We start from the raw sequence: 20,511 nt of genomic DNA on the forward strand, positions 1-20,511 counted from the left end.
ATGGGTGACATGACGACCGAAGGCGCCAGCATCAGTGCTGGCATCGACCTCAGCCAGTTCTACCAGGTCTTCTTCGAAGAAGCCGGCGAGAACCTCGACAACATGGAGCGGTTGCTGCTCAATGTGAACGTCGAGGCCGCCGACGACGAAGAGCTGAACGCCATCTTCCGTTGCGCCCATTCCATCAAGGGCGGCGCGGCGACCTTCGGCTTCAGCGACGTCGCCGAGCTCACCCACCAGATGGAGACGCTGCTGGACAAGCTGCGCCGCCACGAGCTGCAGCCCAATCCGGCCATGGTGGACGTGCTGCTGCAGGCTGGCGATGCACTGCGCGCCCAGCTCGCCCGCCATCAAGGTTCGTCCGGCGACCTGATCGACACCACCGACCTGCTGATCAGCGTCAAGAGCTTCGTCGAAGGCGGCGGCGGTACGGCCGCTGCGCCCACGCCCGCGCCCGCGCCGGTTGCTGCCTCGGCGGCGGCCCCCAAGCCTGCGGCTTCGGCACCGGCCGCCGCCAGCAAGCCTGGCGCGCGCTTGTTGGAGCTGCAGGTCGGCCCACTGACCGACCTGAGCCTGGCCGACAACCTCGTCGAGCTGTTCAAGGAAATCACCGACCTCGGCAACATCGAACCGCTGGACGCCGGCCAGAGCTCCGACGGCATGCGCCGCTTCAAGGTGCTGACCAGTTCGACCGACAACGACCTGCTGGACCTCTTCACCTTTCACGTCGCGCGTGAGCAGGTCAAGCTCATCCCGCTTGGCCCGGGCTTTGGCTTCTATGACGGGGCACCAGGTGCACCGCCGGCCGAGGCCCCGTCTTCCGACCCCGGCTACGGCTTCTTCGACGACGCCCCAGGCCTGCCCGTTGATGCCGCCGCTGCCGCCACGCCCTCTGACGAGCCTGCGCCCACGGCCGCCATCGTGCCGGCCGCGCGCCCAGCCACGCCGGTCGCCAAGGCCGAAGGCAAGCCGGCGGCCATGGACCAGACGACGCTGCGCGTCTCCATCGAAAAGGTCGACCAGCTCATCAACCTGGTCGGCGAGCTCGTCATCACGCAGGCCATGCTGGCCCAGAACAGCCGCGAACTCGACCCGGCGACGTACCAGCAGCTGACCTCGGGCCTGGCCGACCTGGAGCGCAACACGCGCGACCTGCAGGAGTCGGTCATGTCGATCCGGATGATTCCGATGTCGACCGTCTTCAACCGCTTCCCGCGCATGCTGCGCGATCTGGCCGCCAAGCTGGGCAAGAAGGTCGAGCTGGTCACGCAAGGTGAAGCTACCGAGCTGGACAAGAGCCTGGTCGAGAAGATCACCGACCCGCTGACCCATCTGGTGCGCAACAGCTGCGACCACGGCATCGAGATGCCGGCCGACCGCGAAGCGCGCGGCAAGCCCGAACAGGGCACGATCACGCTGGTGGCCTCCCACCAGGGCGGCAGCATCGTCATCGAAGTGCGCGACGACGGCCGCGGCCTGAACCGCGAGAAGCTCATCAGCAAGGCCCGCGAGAAGGGCATCGACGCGCCGGACAGCATGACCGATGCCGAATGCTGGAGCCTGATCTTCGCGCCCGGCTTCTCTACAGCCGACGTTGTCACCGACGTGTCCGGCCGCGGTGTCGGCATGGACGTGGTCAAGAAGAACATCACCTCTTTGGGTGGCACGGTGGAGATCGACTCCGCCGAAGGCTACGGCATGAAGGTGTCCGTGCGCCTGCCGCTCACGCTGGCCATCATGGACGGCATGAGTGTGGGCGTCGGCGACGAGTGCTACATCCTGCCGCTGTCCTCGGTCGTCGAGTCCTTCCAGGTGCAGTCCGACACCATCAAAACCGTCGCCGGCTCCGGCCGCGTCGTCGAGGTGCGCGACGAATACATGCCCGTCATCGAGCTTGAAAAGGTCTTCGACGTGCCGCGCTTCGACTTCGAACACGTGTCGTCGATCATGGTCGTCGTCGAGGCCGAAGGTGGCCGCGTCGCGCTGCTGGTGGACGAACTCCTCGGCCAGCAGCAGGTCGTCGTGAAGAACCTCGAAGCCAACTACCGCAAGGTCAACGACGTGTCCGGGGCCACCATCATGGGTGACGGTCGCGTCGCGCTGATCCTGGACGTCAGCAGCCTGGTGCGCCGCTCGCGCCATTAACAACCCAACCGAAGATCGACAGAGAGGTTCGTATGGAAGCCAGCAACGTCCCCGCCCTTCGCCAGCCCGGCGCCGTCACTACCAAAGGCCACGGCCCCAAGAGCGGTGAGTACCTGACCTTCCGACTGGGTTCGGAGGAGTACGGCATCGACATCCTGAAAGTGCAGGAGATCCGTTCCTACGAGCAACCCACGCGCATCGCCAATGCGCCCGATTTCATCAAGGGCGTCGTCAACCTGCGCGGCGTCATCGTGCCCATCGTCGACCTGCGCTTGAAGCTCAACTGCGCGACGGCGGAGTACAACAGCTTCACCGTCGTCATCGTGCTGAACGTCAAGAACCGCGTCGTCGGCGCGGTGGTGGACTCGGTCTCCGACGTGCTGGAACTGAGCCGCGACGCGATCAAGCCGGCGCCCGAACTGAGCTCGGCCACGGTGGACACCAGCTTCATCACTGGCATCGGTTCGGTGGCCGACCGCATGCTGATCCTGATGGACATCGAAGGCCTGATGAGCAGCGCCGAGATGGGCCTGATGGAAGCCGCCATCGCTGCCTGAGCAGCCTTTCCTGATCCTGATCCTGCGAGCACCTCCCGCAACGAGGCGGGGCGTGCGGACCGTAGTACGTTTTGCCTTCTGGAGAAACGCTTGAGCACGTCCGCACATTCCGTCGCCCGCCAGGTGTCGCTGACCGGCGCCGCAGCCGTCGCAGTGGTGCTGCTCGGCGTCAGTCTGATCGTCGGCACGCTGCTGAAGCGCTCCGCCAACGAACAGGTGCAGACCTGGGTCGGCGACAAGGCCGGATCGCTGGTGGACGCGATGCAGGCGATGGACGAAGTTGCCGCCAAGCAGATCCAACGCAGCTTCGGCTCCTTCCGCCAGGAGTTCGGCCCAAGCTTCTCGCTCGACGAGGCGACCGGCGAACTGCGCGACTGGGGCCCCACGCTCAACGGCAACTTCACGCAGGTCGACAAGTTCGCTGCCGTCAATGGCGGCGTGGCGACGGTGTTCGCCGCCAAGGGCAATGACTTCGAGCGCATCACCACGTCGCTGAAGAACGAGAAGGGCGACCGTGCCATGGGCACGCTGCTGGACAAGCAGAGTCCCGCCTACGCAGCAGTCGCCGGTGGCAAGCCGTTCACTGGGCGCGCGCTGCTATTCGGGCGCGCCTACATGACGCACTACGAACCAATCAAGAACGACGCCGGCAAGGTCGTCGGCCTTCTCTTCGTCGGCTACGACCTCGACGCCTTCGAGCTCGCCATGGACCGCATGTCCGGCAGCGCCAAGTTCTTCGAGCATGGCGGCACCTACATCGTCGCGGTGCCCAAGGACCCAACCCAGGCCGTGCTGGCCGCCCACCCGACCGCCAAGGGCAAGCTGCTGTCCAGCGTCGCGCCCGGTTTTGAGAAGCTGCTGGCCGAGCAGACCGCCAGCACCGTTGTGCTGGACGATGTACCCGACGTGCTCGGCAATGGCCTCACGGATAACTTCGCCGTCGCACGCAAGAGTGACAAGACCGGCTACTGGGTCGTCGCCCAGGTGTCGCGCGCCGAGGCCCAGGCCGCCGGCCGCACGACGCTGTGGTTCTTCTGGGGCGCGCTGGCGCTGACCACCGTGGGCCTGGGCTTCGGGCTGATGTGGATGATGCGCCGCTGGGTGGCCCAGCCGCTGGCGTCGCTTCAGAAAGCCATCGGCGCCATCGCCGAGGGCGACCTGAGCCAGTCGGTCAGCAGCAGCCGCAACGATGAGATCGGCTCGCTGATCCAGGACACCGAGCGCATGCGCCAGCGCCTGGCCACGACCATCGGCACGGTGCGCAACTCGGTCGACAGCATCGGCACGGCCAGCAGCGAAATCGCGAGCGGCAACCTCGACCTCAGCCAACGCACCGAGCAGACGGCAAGCAACCTGCAGAACGCCGCCTCCTCGATGAGCGAGCTGACCGGCACGGTGCGCCAGACGGCGGACTCGGCCCGCACCGCCAATCAACTGGTGCAGTCCGCCGTGTCGGCAGCCACGCGTGGCGGCGAGGTCGTCGGCCAGGTGGTCACGACCATGGACGAGATCAACGTCGCCAGCAAGAAGATCGCCGACATCATCGGCACCATCGACGGCATCGCCTTCCAGACCAACATCCTGGCGCTGAATGCGGCGGTGGAGGCGGCACGGGCCGGCGAGCAGGGCCGCGGCTTCGCGGTGGTCGCCAGCGAGGTGCGCTCCCTGGCCGGGCGCAGCGCCGAGGCCGCCAAGGAGATCAAGGCGCTGATCGGCAACAGTGTCGAGCGCGTCGATAACGGCGCCCGCCTCGTGCAGACGGCGGGCACGACGATGGGCGAGATCGTCGCCAGCGTGCAGCGCGTGCAGGACATCATTGGCGAGATCAGCTCCGCGGCCAGCGAGCAGAGCGAGGGCATCGCGACGGTCAACACCTCCGTCGTGCAGCTCGACCAGATGACGCAGCAGAACGCGGCCCTCGTGGAAGAGTCCGCTGCTGCGGCCGAGAGCCTGAAGGAGCAGGCCCAGCGCCTCGTCGAAGCCGTGGCGGTGTTTCGCGTCGCCAGCAGCGAATAGAGCTGCGAGGGCTACGCACAAACAACAAGGCCCGCAACTCGCGGGCCTTGCTTCATGAGGGGTCGAACAGCGTCACACGCGCTCGGCCACCCAGGCCGCCACGCTCGCCAGCGCGGCCTGAACACCGGCTGGCTGCGTGCCGCCGGCCATGGCCATGTCGGGCTTGCCGCCGCCCTTGCCGCCCACTTGCTGAGCAACAAAGTTGACCAGCTCGCCGGCCTTGACCTTAGCGCAGCTGTCGGCCGTCACACCAGCGGCGATCTGAACCTTGTCGCCGTCCACCGCCGCCAGCACGATGGCGGCCGTCTTCAGCTTGTCCTTGAGCTTGTCCATGGTCTCGCGCAGCGTCTTGGCATCGGCGCCTTCGAGCTTGGCGGCCAGCACCTTGATGCCCTTGACGTCGACGGCCTGCGCCATCAGTTCGTCGCCCTGGGCCGATGCCAGCTTGCTCTTGGCCGCAGAGAGTTCTTTCTCCAGCGACTTGATCTGATCCAGCACCGCGTGCAAGCGAGCATCCAACTCGGCCGGCGCGGTCTTCAGCGTCTGCGCGGCGGCGTGCACGGTGGCTTCCAGCGACTGCAGATAGGCCAGTGCGTTTCCGCCGGTGACGGCCTCGACGCGGCGGATGCCGGCAGCCACACCGCCTTCGGCCACGATCTTGAACAGGCCGATGTCGCCGGTTGCCTTCACGTGTGTGCCGCCACAGAGTTCCTTCGATGAGCCGATGCTCAGCACGCGCACGTTGTCGCCGTACTTCTCGCCGAACAGCATCATGGCGCCGGTCTTCTGCGCGTCGTCCAGCGACATGACCTGACCCGTCGCGGCAGCGTTGGCCAGGATCTCGGCGTTGACGATGGCTTCGATCTCCTTGATCTGCTCGGTCGTCATTGGCGCGTTGTGCGCGAAGTCGAAGCGCGTGCGCTCGGCATTCACCAGCGAGCCCTTCTGCTGCACATGAACGCCCAGCACTTCGCGCAGGGCCTTGTGCATCAGGTGGGTGGCGCTGTGGTTGCGCACGGTCTTGGCACGGCGCTCGGCGTCGACGCGGGCAACCAGCACGTCGCCGACCTTGACCGAGCCTTCCACCACCTGGCCGTGGTGGCCGAACACATCGGCTTGGATCTTCAGCGTGTCGGCCACGACGACGCGCGTCGTGCCGTTGCGCAGCTCGCCGGCATCGCCCACCTGGCCGCCGCTCTCGGCGTAGAACGGGGTGCGGTCGAGCACGATGACGGCGTCGTCGCCAGCGCGGGCTTCATCGACCTGGGCACCATCGACGTAGATGGCCGTGACGGTCGCCGTCTCGACCTGCAGTCCGTCGTAGCCATGGAACTCGGTCGGCGCGCCGCTGTAGGCCAGGCCCTGCGCCATCTTGAACTTGCCGGCGGCACGGGCGCGGTTCTTCTGCTCTTCGAGCAGTTCGTTGAAGCGCGCCTCGTCCACCGTCACGCCGCGCTCGCGGCAGACGTCGGCGGTCAGGTCGACCGGGAAGCCGTAGGTGTCGTGCAGCTTGAAGGCGGTGTCGCCATCGACATTGCTACCCTTGGCGAGGGCTGCATCGAGGATTTCCATGCCGGTGGCAATGGTCTGGAAGAAGCGCTCTTCCTCCTGCTTCAGCACATCGGTCACGCGCGCCTGGCCCGTTCGGATCTCGGGGTAGGCCTCGCCCATCTCGGTGGCCAGTGCCGCGACCAGCTTGTGGAAGAACGGCGTGCGCGCGCCGAGCTTGTAGCCGTGGCGGATGGCGCGGCGGGCGATGCGGCGCAGCACATAGCCGCGGCCGGCGTTGCCCGGAATGATGCCGTCGACGACGGTGAAGGCGCAGGCGCGGATGTGGTCGGCAATGACCTTCAGTGACGGGCTCGTCGCATCGCAGTCGCCGCCGCCGGCTGCATCCACGGCCGACTTGGCGGCCGCGAGCAGGTTCACGAAGGTGTCGATCTCGTAGTTGCTGTGCACATGCTGCAGCACCGCAGCCAGGCGCTCCAGGCCCATGCCGGTGTCCACCGACGGCCTGGGCAGCGGGTGCATCACGCCGTCTTCCGTCCGGTTGAACTGCATGAAGACGTTGTTCCAGATCTCGATGTAGCGGTCGCCGTCCTGCTCGGCCGAGCCTGGGGGGCCGCCGGCCACGTCCTCGCCGTGGTCGAAGAAGATCTCGGTGCAGGGGCCGCAGGGGCCGGTGTCGCCCATCATCCAGAAGTTGTCGGACATGTAGCGCGCGCCCTTGTTGTCGCCGATGCGCACGATGCGCTCGGCGGGCACGCCCACTTGTTTGTTCCAGATGTCGTAAGCCTCGTCGTCGTCGGCGTAGACGGTGACCCAGAGCTTGTCGGCCGGCAGCTTGAAGTTGACCGTCAGCAGCTCCCAGGCGAAGTGAATAGCATCCTTCTTGAAGTAGTCGCCGAAGCTGAAGTTGCCCAGCATCTCGAAGAAGGTGTGGTGGCGCGCGGTGTAGCCGACGTTGTCCAGGTCGTTGTGCTTGCCGCCGGCGCGGATGCACTTCTGGCTGGTGGTGGCACGCGAGTAGGCGCGCTTGTCAAAGCCCAGGAACACATCCTTGAACTGGTTCATGCCGGCGTTCGTGAACAGCAGCGTCGGGTCGTCACCCGGCACGACGGGGCTGGACGCGACGATCTGGTGGCCTTTCGACTCGAAGAACTTCAGAAAGGTCTGGCGGATCTCGGCGGCTTTCATGCAGCGGCTTCCCTGGAAAAGGTCAGTGACAAAGAAGGCAGATTGTAGGGAGGGGCCTTTACGCCGCCCGGGTAGAGTGACTCTCAATACGACAGGAGAGCCCCCCGATGGACGCGAATTCCCCGCTGGATGCACTGGACAACCCCGGCCTACTGCGCACGCAGGCCCTGATCAATGGCGAATGGGTCGGCGGCCCCGCCACCTTTGCCGTGACCGACCCCGCCACCGGCCGCGAGCTGGCCCAGGTGCCCAACCTCGGTCGCGCCGAAGCGCAGGAAGCCATCGCAGCGGCCGCCAACGCGCTGACCGCCTGGCGCGCCAAGCCCGCCAAGGAGCGCGCTGCCGTGCTGGTGCGCTGGCAGCAACTGCTGGTCAAGCATGCGGATGACCTCGCTCGGCTGATGACCGCCGAGCAAGGCAAGCCGCTGGCCGAGGCGCGCGGCGAGGTGATCTACGGCGCGAGCTTCCTGGACTGGTTTGCCGAAGAGGGCAAGCGCGTCTACGGCGAGACCATCCCGACAACCGACCCGAGCAAGCGCTACCTGGTCATCAAGCAGGCCGTGGGCGTGTGCGCGGCCATCACGCCGTGGAACTTCCCGCTGGCGATGATCACGCGCAAGGTGGCGCCGGCCCTGGCCGCCGGTTGCACGGTCATCATCAAGCCGGCCGAGGCCACGCCGCTGACGGCGCTGGCCGCCGCCGAACTGGCCCAGCAGGCCGGCATGCCGGCGGGTGTACTGAACGTGCTGACGGCGGACTCACAGCAATCCATCGAGATCGGCCAGGTGCTGTGCGAGAGCGATGTCGTGCGCCACCTGTCGTTCACCGGCTCCACCGAGGTGGGCCGCATCCTGATGAGGCAATGCGCGCCGACGATCAAGAAGCTGAGCCTGGAGTTGGGTGGCAATGCGCCCTTCATCGTCTTCGACGACGCCGACCTGGACTCGGCCGTCGAAGGCGCCCTGGCCAGCAAATACCGCAACGCCGGCCAGACCTGCGTGAGCGCCAACCGCATCTACGTGCAGGCAGGCGTGTATGACGCCTTCCTGGAGAAGTTCGCGGCCAAGCTGGGGCAACTCAAGACGGGCAATGGTTTCGACGCCGGCATCAACGTCGGCCCGCTGATCGATGCGCAGGCGCTGCAGAAAGTCGAGACCCACGTCGCCGACGCCATCGCGCTGGGTGCCAAGGTTCTGGCCGGCGGCAAGCGCGTGGAGACGGCGGCCGGCAACTTCTTCGAGCCCACGCTGCTGGCCGACGCAACGCCGCAGATGCTGTGCTCACGCGAGGAGACCTTCGGCCCGGTCGCGCCGGTGTTCAAGTTCCAAACCGAGGCCGACGCCATCGCGCTCGCCAACGCCACCGAGTTCGGCCTGGCCAGCTACTTCTACAGCCGCGACATCGGCCGCATCTTCCGCGTCAGTGAGGCGCTGGAGTACGGCATGGTGGGCGTGAACACGGGGCTGATCTCGACGGCCGAAGTGCCCTTCGGCGGGGTCAAGCAATCAGGCCTGGGCCGCGAAGGGGCACGGCAGGGCATTGAGGACTATGTCGAGGTGAAGTACATCTGCCTCGGCGACATCCAGAAGTGACGGCTTCGCAATCAAAGCGATGACTGCGTTGCTTCGCCTTGCCGTGCTCAAGCACTGTCTGCGGCTTCGCGCCTTGTCCTCGCTCTGATTGCAAACCCGCCGGTTCAGAAACGAAAAAACCGCGAGGCAGCTTTTGGCTGCGCTCGCGGTTGCCGAAACGACTAGCCGGGCCTGGTGCGCCCGGCAGTCATGATGCTTACGGCTTACTCGAAATCAACGCTGAAGGTCAGCGAGGTCAGGCGCGGGGCGCCAAGATAGTAGAACTCGGTGCTCGGGTTGTAGTTCGCGCCGGAACCGTTGAGCGTGGTCGAAGCCGCGTTCGTGATGATCGACGACGGGTTGCGGAACTGCTTGTTGCCGATGTTGGCAATGTTCAGCCGCAGTTGCGGGTTCTTCAACATGCCCCAGTTGGCGAACTTGTAGCCAGCGTCCAGGTCAAACGTGCTGTAGCTCGGTGCCGCTTCCTGGTTCATCAGGTCGACGTACTGCGCGGCAGTGAACTTGCCCCGCGCGCGCAGATAGATCGGGCCCTCTTCGTATTGCAGCGACAGCGAGGCCATCTTGTCAGGCACCTTGCCGAACTGCTTGCCCGCCGTCGGTAGATAGCCGGTGGCGTTGACCCGCAAGTCCTCGTTCATCGTTTCCTTCTGCAGCGTCAGCGAACCGTAGGCCGAGAAGCCGTTGACGACACCGCTGCCGATTTCCAGTTCAAGGCCTTGGCCCGTCGTGCCACCGGCGTTGATGTAGGTGCTTTGCAGCGTGTTCGGATCCGTCGCTTGAACCTGGCGGTTCTTGAAGCTCTTGTTATAGACGGTGGCCGAGATCGAGACGTCCTTGGACTGGAAGCGCCAGCCGCCATCAAGCATCACCGACGTTTCCGCCTTGACTTCGACCAGGGGCTCCATGTTGGTCGAGCCATTCTTGGTGACCAGACCGACATAGCTGCCGAAGTAAGCGAAGTTCGGCGGTGCGCGGAAGTTCTTCGCGATGTTCAGGAAAACGTGCTGCTGGCTGTTGATGTTGAAGCGGGCGCCGAGTTGCGGCAGCACCTCGCTGAAGCTGCGCTTGATGTTGTAGTCCTGGAACACGCGGGTGCCGGCAGCGCCCGCCGTGTAGGCGCCGGTCGTGTTGTTCACCGTGAAGGGCAGGTTGCCGCTTTCGTTGGCGTAGTTGTAGACGTCACGCTTGACGGTCGGCAGGCGCAGACCCAGGTTCAGGAAAGCCCGGTCGTTCAGCAGCGTGATCTGGTCATTCAGATAGACCTGGTAGGCGGTGCTGATCGTCTTGGTGTTGCGGCCTTCGTAGCAGCTCTTGTCAGCGCGCTGGATGCAGCCTTCCTGCAGCCAGATGTCCATCGGGACGCCGTCGGCACCGATACGAACGGCCGGCTGGGTCTGGGTGTGCGTGGCACGTTCGTACCACAGACCCGCCTTCAGGTAATGGCTGCCCATCGTGGTGCTGAGTTCACCGGTGATGCCGGGACGGCTCGTCTTGGTCACGCTGGCGCGGGCGACGCGAAACAGATCCTTCGTATCCCCATCGCCATTGAGATCGACGGCGCCACCGAGGAGCGGCGAGTATGTCGTGGAACTGGTGGCGCCCGGGAGGGTCAGCACGATGTTGGAGCCGGTCTCACTCAGCCCGACTTCGCTCCAGCCCCCGTTGCCGAAGCCATACCACATGTACGGCTGCACCTTCAGGTAGGTGTCCGGGGCCACTTTGAACGAGCCCGACACCGACGCGATGACGTTCTTGAACGGATTCAGCGCCATGCCGTAATAGATCGGCGATTGAGGCGTATCCACGCCGGGAGTGATTTGCGCCGAATTGTTGTCTTTCGGCGGCACCGTAATTGGTCGGAAGGTGGTTGCGTAGTCGTAGCCGGAATAACCGTTCGCAGCGAGTTGCGCCAGGCTGACCGAGAAGATGTTCTGGTTGACCATCCGGTTGTACAGCACCGAACCCAGGATCTTGTTGTCCTCGTTCAGGTCCAACGAGAAGCCCGCATCGATGTGGTCCTTCTTGGCCTTGCCGACGCCCTTCCACTTGTCTGCCTCAGCGTGCGAATAGCTCAGGAAGACCTTGGCCATGTTGTTCATGAAACGACCCGAGTCCACGCGCACGAAGCTGCGATTCAGATTCAGGCCGCCGAGGGTTTGGGTGGCGCGAATACGGAACTGGTCCGTCGGGTCGCAGGTAATCATGCTCACGCTGCCGCCCGTGGCGCCGCTGTGCGGCGATTCCAGCTCGGGAGAGCCCTGGGCCACCGAAGCGCTGCAGACGTTCTCCTTGTCGATCATTTCCTGGGCGTAGAAGGCATAGCCGCCCGAATCGTTGACCGGCACGCCGTTCACGGTGAAGCCGATCTGGTCGGAGCTGAAACCACGGATGGTCACGTCGCCACCGAACAGGCCGGTCGCGTCGTAGCTGTAGGTGTTCACGCCAGGCAGTTGCGCAATGCTCTGCAGCACGTTGCCGGTGCCGAGTTCCTTCTCCATCGCCGCCTTGGTGATGGTGCTGCGGCCCTTGACCGAGTCATCGTTGAGCATCATGCCGGTGCCGAGCTTGGCGCCGGAGCCAACGACCGTGATCGTGCCCAGACGAACCGTGTCGTCCTTGGCGCGCGGTGCAGCTTCTTCCTTTGCCGCTTCCTGCGCATACACCAAGCCGGTGGCCAGTACGGAAACGGCCAGGGCCGTGGCCGTCTTGCAGAACAGTCTGCTCTTCATTCCTAGACTCCTAGTGGGCGCGGCAAGGCGCGCATGGCGTTGACAAATTTGGTAGGCGCTGCTCGTCAAATGACCAGCAGCCGATGGCGGACTTCCAACCGTCCGGGAATTGTCATGACTTTCCGTGACAGAACTTTACGGGTAAGTCAGAAGTGGCGATTTTTTGAGCAGCGCGCCTCGGAGAAGCACCGAACAGGTGCATCAATCGGCTGCGACTGGCAGGCGCGCAAGCCGCTGCGTGGGTGAATTTTTCCCAGAGGAAGCGCGCCGGCTTCTCGGTTACCACGCACCAATTGAGGTCGATCCAGCGCGTCAACACCGTGCCTGAACCTCCGCACAAATGTCGCAAAACCGCTACAAACTGCCGCAACCCTGCCCCTCCTAAGATGCTCGATTGCCTCGAATCTCTGCCCCGCCATGCACTTTCGCCCCTTGCGCGCCGCCTTTGCCGGCGCAGTCGCCAGCGCCCTGCTCGGTGGCTGCGTCACGTCGCCGCCCGCCAGCAACACCGAGTTGACGCTGCTGTCCATCAACGACTTCCACGGCAATATCCAGCCGGCCCGCCCCACACCGCTGATGCCCCGCCTGCCCGACGCCGTCACCGGCGAGGTCAAGCCCCAGCCGGCGGGCGGCGCGGCCCACCTGGCCACGGCGCTGGCCGAGTTGCAGGCCAAGCACCCTGACGCGCTCATCGTGGCGGGCGGCGACCTGATCGGCGCCTCGCCGCTCATCTCCAACCTGCTGCGCGACGAGCCCACGCTGGCGGCCATGTCCCAGCTCGGCATTTCGGCCAGCGCCCTGGGCAACCACGAGCTGGATGCCGGCCTGCCCGAGTTGCTGCGCCAGACCCGCGGTGAATGCGGCGCCAACGGCTGCCTGTGGCCAGGCTTCCAAGGCCCCGGCTTCCCGTATCTCGGCGCCAACGTGCTGGACGCGAAGACCGGCAAGCCCCTGCTGCCGACCCATGTCATCAAGCAGGCCGGCAAGTTGAAGGTCGCCATCGCCGGTGTGGCCACAAAGGACACGCCGCAGGTCATCGTCGCGAAGGCCATCGCGGGCATCCGCTTCGCCGACGAGGCCGACACGCTGAACGCCCTCGTGCCCCAGCTCAAGGCCGAGGGCGCCCAGGTGCTGGTGGCAGTGATGCATGAGGGCGGCGTACAGGGCCCGGGCGCCAGCGCCAACGACCCGAGCTATACCTGCCCGACGCTGACGGGCCGCGTGCACGACATCGCCACGCGCCTGGACCCGGCCTACGCCGTGATCATCGGCGGCCACACCCACCAGGCCTACACCTGCAAGATCAACGGCCGCCTCGTCGTGCAGGCCGGCAGCTACGGCGGCTGGATCACCGAGACCCACCTCAAGCTGGACGCATCCGGCCGCGTGGTCGAGGCGAGCGCCGTCAATCACCCGGTGCTGCAATCGGTCTACGCGCCCAACCCGAAGCTCGCCGAACTGGTCGCCCGCGCCGCCGCGCTGACCGAGGCCGCGCGCACCAAGCCGGTGGCGACACTGCCGCGCGGCGCCGTGCGCAGCGCCAAGGATCCCAACGGCGACGCCGCCCTGGGCAACCTGATTGCCGATAGCCAGCTCGCCTTTGCCCGCAAGCAAGGCACCGCAGCCGACATCGCCTTCATGAACCCGGGCGGCATCCGGGCCGACCTGGTGGTGGAGGCCGGCCGGGCGACGACGATGAGCGACTTGCTGGCCATCCAGCCCTTCGGCAATGAGCTCGTCGCGCTGACCCTGACCGGCCAGCAGCTCTGGGACGTGCTACAGCGCCAGTTGCCCAAGGCCGGCGCGGCGCCGCGCATGCTGCAACCTTCGTGGACGCTGCATTACCGCTGGCGCGCCGGGGCTGATGGCAAGCCTGAGCTCGGCGAGATCCTTATCGACGGCAAACCGCTGGAGCGCACGCGCGACTACCGCATCGTCGTCAACAACTTCCTGTCCGAAGGCGGCGACGAGCAGGCGGGCTTCCGCCACGGCCGCGACCGCGCCGTGCTGGGCACTGACATCGACGCCCTGGTCGAACTGTTGCGCAACCAACCCCAGGCGGTCGAGCGGACCTCATCAGGCCGCATCGTCAGGGAGTAACAAAAGGCAGGGCAAACCAAGGTCCATTCCAACGCGAACGAGCCCTTTCGGGGCCGTCTGCATTTGGAGCGGGTGATGGGAATGCTCTGAATCGGCTGGGGGCCGATTCCTCGGCCTCCCTCTCGTTCGGCCCGTGGCTGCGGCACGTCCAAGGACAGCCGCCGGCTGTCCTTGAGCGAACCCGGGTGGGGTCTCATCCCAAGACCCCTATCCAAACAAAAATGGCCCCTTGGGGGCCTTTTTTGTTTGGAGCGGGTGATGGGAATCGAACCCACGTAATCAGCTTGGGAAGCTGGAGTTCTACCATTGAACTACACCCGCGTCGGCCCGCAGTCTACGTGATCAAGCGGTGAGCCAGCGCCGCTACAGTCGCGCGCATGTCGTCACCTGCTGTATCGCGTCCGCCCGCCACGCTGCTGCTCGCCTGGCGCCAATTGCTGCGGGACTGGCGGGCCGGCGAACTTCGTTTGTTGATGCTGGCGGTCGCGCTGGCCGTCGCGGCCCTGTGCGCCGTGGCCTTCCTGTCGGACCGACTCGACCAGGGCCTGCGCCGCGACGCCGCCCAGTTGCTCGGCGGCGATGCCGTCGTCGCCAGTGACCAGCCCACGCCGCAGGCCATCGTCGACCTGGCGGCCGAGCTGAAGCTGACCAGCGTGCGCAGCGCGGCCTTCCCGAGCATGGCGCGGGCCATCGAGACCCAGGGCGGCGAGAGCCGGCTCGTGTCGGTCAAGTCGGTCAGCAGCGGCTACCCGCTGCGCGGCCGCATCGCCCTGCGCGAAAGCCTGCCCGGCCAGGGCAGCGCGCCCGCCGCAGGCGAGGTCTGGGCAGACCCGGCTGTGGCCGACGGCCTGGGCCTGAAGGTGGGCGACACGCTGCTGCTGGGCGACAGCCGCTTCAAGCTCGCCGCCCTCATCGAGACCGAACCCGACCGCGGTGCCGGCTTCATCAACTTCGCGCCGCGCGTGATGCTGACCGAGACCGACCTGGCCGCCACGAACCTCGTGCAGCCGGCCAGCCGCATCACCTACCGTCTGGCCCTGGTGCCGGCGCCCGGTGCGGCGCCGGATGCGGTGAAGCGCTTCGTCGCGGGCGCCGAGAAGCTCATCGAGGTGCAGAAGCTGCGCGGCCTGCGCCTGGAGTCGCTGGAGTCCGGCCGGCCCGAAATGCGCCAGACGCTGGACCGCGCGGCGCGCTTCCTGCGGCTGGTGGCGATGCTGTCGGCCCTGCTCGCGGCCGTGGCCGTGGCCCTGGCCGCACGCGACTTCGCGGCGCGTCATTTGGATGCCTGCGCCATGCTGCGCGTGCTGGGCCAGCCGCAGCGGCGCATTGCCTGGGCCTATGGGCTGGAGTTCCTACTCGCCGGCCTCGCCGCCAGCGTCGCGGGCGTGCTGATCGGCTTGGCCTTGCACCAGGTCTTCGTGACGCTGCTGGCCGGCCTGATCAATGTGGCGCTGCCGGCCCCCAGCATCTGGCCGGCGCTGCTCGGGCTGGGCCTGGGCCTGTCCCTGCTGCTGGGCTTTGGCCTGCCACCGGTGCTGCAGCTCGCCGCCGTGCCGCCGTTGCGCGTCATCCGCCGTGAGCTGGGCGCGCCCAAGGCCAGCTCGCTGCTGGTGCTGGGCGCCGGTGTGGCGGGGCTCGCTGCCATCCTCGTCGTGCTGGCGGGCGACGTGGTGCTGGGCGCCATCGCAGCGGCGGGGTTTGCCGGCGCGGTGCTGGTGTTCGCGGGGCTGGCCTGGGGCGCGGTGAAGCTGCTGCGCCGCATCGTGCCGGCCAACGTCAGCGGTGCGGGCGTGCCGCGCTGGCTGCTGCTGGCCACGCGCCAGGTGGCGGCGCGGCCGGGTTTTGCGGTGATGCAGGTGTCGTCGCTGGCCGTGGGCCTGCTGGCGCTGGTGCTGCTGGTGCTGCTGCGCACCGACCTCATCGACAGCTGGCGCCGCGCCACGCCGGCAGCGGCGCCCGACCGCTTCGTCATCAACATCCAGCCCGACCAGGGCGAGGCCTTCCGCAAGCTGCTGACCGACGCCAGCATTGCCAAGTTCGACTGGTACCCCATGATTCGCGGGCGCCTGACAACGATCAACGGCGAGACCGTGCAGGGCAAGCACTTCACCGAGGACCGCGCCCAACGCCTGGCCGAACGTGAGTTCAACCTCAGCCACACGGCCGAGCTGCCCGAGCACAACCTGATCGTGGCCGGCCGCTGGGGCGCCGCAGCGCCGGGCGAGCTGGGCATGAGCGTGGAGGAAGGCCTGGCCAAGACACTGAACCTGAAGCTGGGCGACGCCCTCGCCTTCGACATCGCCGGGCAGCCGGCGGTGGGCCGCGTCACCAGCCTGCGCAAGGTGGACTGGTCGTCGATGCGGGTGAACTTCTTCGTACTGTTCGAAAAAGCCGAGCTGCCCGATCTGCCGGCCACGCAGATCGCCGCCTATCGCATGCCAGCCGCCAGCAAGCTGGACCGAGAGCTGGCGCGGCAGTTTCCCAACCTGACCGTCATCGATGTGTCGGCCCAGCTCAACCAGGTGCAGGGCGTGCTGGACCAGGTCATCCAGGCGGTGCAGTTCCTGTTCGGCTTCACGCTGGCGACCGGGCTGGTCGTGCTACTCGCAGCCGTGGGCAGCACCCGGGAGGCGCGCACCCGCGAGTTCGGGCTGATGCGGGCCTTGGGCGCGCCGTCGTCGCTGCTGGCGCAGGTGCAGCGCGCCGAGCTGCTGGGCGTGGGGGCGCTGGCGGGCTTTCTGGCCGGCGGCGTGGCGCTCGTGCTGGCGGCCTTGCTGGCGCGCTTCGTGTTCGAGTTCGATTGGCAGCTCAAGCCCTGGGTGCCGCTCGTGAGCGCGGTCTGCGGCGCGCTGCTGGCCTGGAGCGCCGGTTGGTGGAGCCTGCGCGGCGTGCTGCAGCGGCCGGTGATGCAGACGCTGCGAGAGGCGCAGGCCGAATGAGCGCAGCGCCGGGCCGCCCCAAGCAAGCTCGCTCCCGCTTGGCGGGAGTGAGCCCGGACTTGAGATGCCCTGAGGGCATCTCATGCCTGGCGAACGCCTGGCCGATCCGGCGGCCAGGCAAGGCCGCAGGCCGAAGGGTGCACCAGTGACCGCAGTGGGTGCCCGAGACATCGGCCGCTACCTGGCGCTGTCAGCGGGCATCACAGCCGTCTATTACCTGCTGGGCCGCTTGGGCCTGTTGATCGTGCTGCCGCCCTATCAGCTCTCGCCGATTTACCCGGCCGCCGGCTGGGGACTGGCTGTGCTGCTGGTGTGGGGCCTGCGCTATCTGCCGGCCGTGGCGCTGGGCTCCTTCGCCGTGCAGGCCACCATGCTGGGCAGCGATGCCCTGCCGCTGGCGCTGGGCATCGGCTGCGGCGCCGCCGCGCAGGCTGCGGCCGGCACGCTGCTGATGCGGCGCTGGTGCGGCCGGCCACTGGTGCTGGCATCGCCGCGCGAGGTGGGTGGCTATCTCGCGACGGCCACGCTGGCGGGCGTCGTCAGCCCAAGCTGCGCCACGCTGCTGCTGCAAGCTGCGGGCATCATCACCAGCCCGCAGTTGGGCCAGGTCTGGACGATCTGGTGGACGGGCGACCTGATGGGCGTGCTCATCGCCACGCCTATCACGCTGGCCCTCATCGGCCACCCGCGCTCGGCCTGGGCCACGCGGCGCCTCAGCGTCGGCCTGCCCATGTTGTTGACAACGCTGCTCGTCGCGCTGGGGGTGGCGGCGACGATGGATTGGGATCGCCAGCGCAACCGCTCCGACTTCACGCGCGACGCGACCAACGCCGCCCAGACGCTGGCCAGCCGCCTGCGCGAGCCGCTGCTGGCGCTGGAGGGCGTGCACGGCCTCGCGAAGGTCAAGCCCCGGCCGACGCGCGAAGAGTTCGCGCTCGTGTCGAACGGCTTCCTGACCGAAGACAGCCCGTTGATCGCCCTGGGGCTGACGCTGCGCGTGCCCCGTGACGACATCGAGCGCTTCAACGCCGCTGCCGCCGCCGACAACTTTCCGATTCGCTACCGCGTACGCGACCGCACGCGCGCCGGCGACGTGCAAACGCCGCCCGACGAAGACGCGATGGCCATCCGCCTCATCGAGCCGCTGCAGCGCAACATCGGCGCGCTGGGCGTGAACGTGCGCAGCGTGCCCGGCGCACGAGCGGCCATCGAACGGGCGGCAGCTTCGGGTCGGCCAACGGCGTCAACGGGCATGCAGCTGTCACAAGACCGTGATGGCGCCATCGGTGTCGTGGTTTATCAGCCGCTGTACTTCGGCCACGGTTCCGAACGTGCGCTGGCGCGGGACGGCTTCGTCTTCGCCACGCTGCGGCCGGACCTGCTGCTGTCGCGCCTGGCCGCACAGTGGCCCGAGCAATTCGGCGCCTGCCTCGTCGACCTGGCGCCACAAGCCACCTTCCCGCGCCTGGCCGGGCCGCCGGGCTGCGAGGCCGTGCAGCGCGGCGACGACGCCGCCCTGCCCTTGGTCAAGATGCCGCTCGACTTTGGCGGCCAGCACTGGGAGGTGCGCATCTACGACCTGCCCGGCATGACCCAGGCGCCCGGCCGCAGCTGGGCGTTTGCGCTGGTGGGCCTGCTGGCCACGGCCATGGTGGGCGCCCTGCTGCTGCTGATATCGGGCCGCACCCAGCACGTCGAGGCGCTGGTGCAGCAGCGCACCGCAGAACTGGAGCGCGCGATCGCCGGCCGTGCCGAAGGCGCTCACGCGCTGAACCAGAGCGAGCAGCGCTTTCACAGCATCTTCGAGACGGCGCCCATCGGCATCGTCTTCACCGACCTGAACGGCGCCTTCCAGGAGGTCAACGCGTATTTCAGCAGCCTCGTCGGGCATTCGGCCGAAGCGCTGATGGGGCGGCGCGCCATCGACGTGACCCATGCCGATGACCGTCGCGAGGACATCCGCCTCGCACGCCGCCTGATGCGCGGCGAACTGCCCTTCTACCGGCGCCTGAAGCGCTACGTGCGGCCGGACGGCATCGTCGTCTACGCCCGCGTGCTCGTCAGTCTGCTGCGCGGCGCCGACGGCAGGCCGCACCGGATGGTGGGCATCATCGAAGACATCACCGACCAGCGGCGCTTCGAAGAGCTGGACCGCGCCCGCGAGGCCGCCGAGGCCGCCAACCAGGCCAAGAACGAATTCCTGTCGCGCATGAGCCATGAGCTGCGCACGCCGATGAACGCCATCCTCGGCTTCACGCAGCTGATGCAGATGGACACCGGCGAACCCCTGTCGCCGGCGCAGCGCGGCCGCGCCCAGCAGATCGCCCAGGCGGGCTGGCACCTGCTGGAGATGATCAACGACACGCTGGACCTGTCGCGCATCGAAGCCGGCTCGCTGCGCCTGGAGCCCGTCGTGCTGGACCTGCCCGCCGTGCTGGCCCGCGCGCTGGCCCTGGTGCAGGGGAACGCCGCCGAGCGCGGCCTGGCCATCAGCCAGCGGCTGGACGCGGCGGCGCTGCACCTCGTGGGCGACCCGACCCGCGTGACCCAGGTGCTGACCAACCTGCTCAGCAATGCCGTCAAGTACAACCGCGTCGGCGGCAGCGTCAGCATCGAGTCCAGCGCGCCTGAGCCGGGCTGGGTGGAGGTCGCTGTACGCGACACGGGCCTGGGCCTGACCGACGAGCAGCGCGCCAGCCTCTTCCAGCCTTTCAATCGCCTGGGCCGCGAGCGCAGCGGCCTGCCCGGCACCGGCATCGGTCTCGTCATCAGCCAGCGCCTGGCAGAGATGATGGGCGGCAGCCTGCGCGCCGAGGCCGTCGATGGCGAGGGCGCCTGCTTCGTGCTCAGGCTGCCCGCCGCGAACGCGCAGATGGCTACCGCTGTCGAAGCCGGCCCGACCGAACCCGCCGCGCCCCAGGCCGGCCCGCATCGGCGCGTGCTCTACGTCGAGGACAACCCGCTGAACGCCGAAGTCATGCGCGGCATCCTCGACCAGCGCCCCGGGCTGGAACTGGAAGTGGCGCCGACGGTGCAAGCCGGCCTGCGCGCAATGCACGAGCGGCCGCCGGCGCTGCTGCTGCTGGACTGGCAACTGCCCGATGGCGACGGACTGACGCTGCTTCGGCGGCTGCGCGAGCTCGGCAGCACGCCGCCGCCCGTCGTCGTCGTGTCGGCCAACGCCCAGCCGGAGCAGATCGCCCTGGCGCAGACGGCCGGCGCCGAGCACTACCTCACCAAGCCGCTCGACGTGCGCGAGCTGCTGGCCTTGGTTGACGAATTGTTGGCACCGGCGGCGGCACCGGAGCGTGCAAAATGAGGCGCAGGCCACTCTCCAAGCGCAGTAAACAATGAGCTCCACCGACCTCGTTCCCAGCACCGGCGCCCAGGCCGTGCAGGCTCTGGCACGCAGCGACGGCCGCCAGTTCCTGACCTTCCGCATCAGCGAAGAGGAATACGGCATCGACATCCTGCGCGTGCAGGAGATCCGCTCCTACGAAGCGCCCACCCGTGTGGCCAACGCGCCGGCCTTCATCAAGGGCGTCGTCAACCTGCGCGGCGTCATCGTGCCCATCCTGGATCTGCGCATCCGCCTGGGCCAGGCCAGCGAATACAACGCCTTCACCGTCGTCGTCGTGCTCAACGTCGGCGGGCGCGTCGTCGGCATCGTCGTCGACTCGGTCTCCGACGTGCTGGCGCTCGATGCCGGAACGATCAAGCCCGCGCCCGAGATGAG

Annotated in this window: 10 protein-coding genes and 1 tRNA gene; 8 read left to right on the forward strand and 3 right to left on the reverse strand. The window is 67.4% G+C overall.

The annotated features are described in order from the left end of the window. From ABIS05_RS14805 to ABIS05_RS14815, 3 genes are all read left to right on the forward strand, one after another. A partial coding sequence (locus tag ABIS05_RS14805) for a chemotaxis protein CheW (protein WP_348009792.1) occupies window positions 1–2,145 on the forward strand: 2,145 nt, incomplete at its 5' end. Between the two features lie 32 nt (window positions 2,146–2,177). Then, complete coding sequence (locus tag ABIS05_RS14810; RefSeq protein ID WP_348009793.1) at window positions 2,178–2,702, forward strand: chemotaxis protein CheW; 525 nt, start codon at window positions 2,178–2,180, stop codon at window positions 2,700–2,702. Window positions 2,703–2,792: 90 nt separating this feature from the next. Continuing rightward, complete coding sequence (locus tag ABIS05_RS14815) at window positions 2,793–4,718, forward strand: methyl-accepting chemotaxis protein (RefSeq protein WP_348009794.1); 1,926 nt, start codon at window positions 2,793–2,795, stop codon at window positions 4,716–4,718. Between the two features lie 72 nt (window positions 4,719–4,790). Here ABIS05_RS14815 and alaS read toward each other — a convergent pair whose 3' ends face one another. Continuing rightward, on the reverse strand, window positions 4,791–7,415 hold the full coding sequence (gene alaS / locus ABIS05_RS14820; RefSeq protein ID WP_348009795.1) for an alanine--tRNA ligase: 2,625 nt from the start codon (window positions 7,413–7,415) through the stop codon (window positions 4,791–4,793). A 107-nt stretch (window positions 7,416–7,522) separates the two neighbouring features. On the opposite strand from alaS, the gene ABIS05_RS14825 reads away from it, so the two are divergent. Continuing rightward, a complete protein-coding gene (locus tag ABIS05_RS14825; protein ID WP_348009796.1) occupies window positions 7,523–9,007 on the forward strand; it encodes an NAD-dependent succinate-semialdehyde dehydrogenase in 1,485 nt (494 codons plus the stop codon). A 203-nt stretch (window positions 9,008–9,210) separates the two neighbouring features. Here the strand turns inward: ABIS05_RS14825 and ABIS05_RS14830 are convergent, their stop codons facing one another. Next, window positions 9,211–11,736: a TonB-dependent receptor domain-containing protein gene (locus ABIS05_RS14830; protein ID WP_348009797.1), complete on the reverse strand. Its 2,526-nt coding sequence runs from the start codon at window positions 11,734–11,736 to the stop codon at window positions 9,211–9,213. Window positions 11,737–12,153: 417 nt separating this feature from the next. Between ABIS05_RS14830 and ABIS05_RS14835 the strand changes: the two genes are divergently transcribed. Further along, complete coding sequence (locus tag ABIS05_RS14835; protein ID WP_348009798.1) at window positions 12,154–13,836, forward strand: bifunctional metallophosphatase/5'-nucleotidase; 1,683 nt, start codon at window positions 12,154–12,156, stop codon at window positions 13,834–13,836. A gap of 247 nt (window positions 13,837–14,083) precedes the next feature. On the opposite strand, the gene ABIS05_RS14840 is transcribed toward ABIS05_RS14835, so the two are convergent. Further along, window positions 14,084–14,157 (reverse strand) — tRNA-Gly (locus ABIS05_RS14840). 56 nt (window positions 14,158–14,213) lie between these two features. Here ABIS05_RS14840 and ABIS05_RS14845 point away from each other — a divergent pair. The 3 genes from ABIS05_RS14845 to ABIS05_RS14855 form a co-directional block, all read left to right on the forward strand. Then, window positions 14,214–16,775: an FtsX-like permease family protein gene (locus ABIS05_RS14845; RefSeq protein ID WP_348009799.1), complete on the forward strand. Its 2,562-nt coding sequence runs from the start codon at window positions 14,214–14,216 to the stop codon at window positions 16,773–16,775. Window positions 16,776–16,920: 145 nt separating this feature from the next. Beyond that, complete coding sequence (locus ABIS05_RS14850; RefSeq protein ID WP_348009800.1) at window positions 16,921–20,094, forward strand: CHASE domain-containing protein; 3,174 nt, start codon at window positions 16,921–16,923, stop codon at window positions 20,092–20,094. 31 nt (window positions 20,095–20,125) lie between these two features. Beyond that, on the forward strand, window positions 20,126–20,511 hold a 386-nt coding region (locus tag ABIS05_RS14855), incomplete at its 3' end, for a chemotaxis protein CheW (protein ID WP_348009801.1).

The sequence above is a fragment of the Roseateles sp. genome (genome assembly GCF_039929605.1).
In the GTDB taxonomy this organism is placed as follows: Bacteria; Pseudomonadota; Gammaproteobacteria; order Burkholderiales; family Burkholderiaceae_C; genus Pelomonas.

Excerpts from the sequence above, each read along its gene's own strand:
- ABIS05_RS14810 (WP_348009793.1), top strand. The coding sequence starts at position 2,178 with ATGGAAGCCAGCAACGTCCCCGCCCTTCGCCAGCCCGGCGCCGTCACT.
- alaS (WP_348009795.1), bottom strand. The coding sequence starts at position 7,415 with ATGAAAGCCGCCGAGATCCGCCAGACCTTTCTGAAGTTCTTCGAGTCG.
- ABIS05_RS14825 (WP_348009796.1), top strand. The coding sequence starts at position 7,523 with ATGGACGCGAATTCCCCGCTGGATGCACTGGACAACCCCGGCCTACTG.
- ABIS05_RS14830 (WP_348009797.1), bottom strand. The coding sequence starts at position 11,736 with ATGAAGAGCAGACTGTTCTGCAAGACGGCCACGGCCCTGGCCGTTTCC.
- ABIS05_RS14835 (WP_348009798.1), top strand. The coding sequence starts at position 12,154 with ATGCACTTTCGCCCCTTGCGCGCCGCCTTTGCCGGCGCAGTCGCCAGC.
- ABIS05_RS14845 (WP_348009799.1), top strand. The coding sequence starts at position 14,214 with ATGTCGTCACCTGCTGTATCGCGTCCGCCCGCCACGCTGCTGCTCGCC.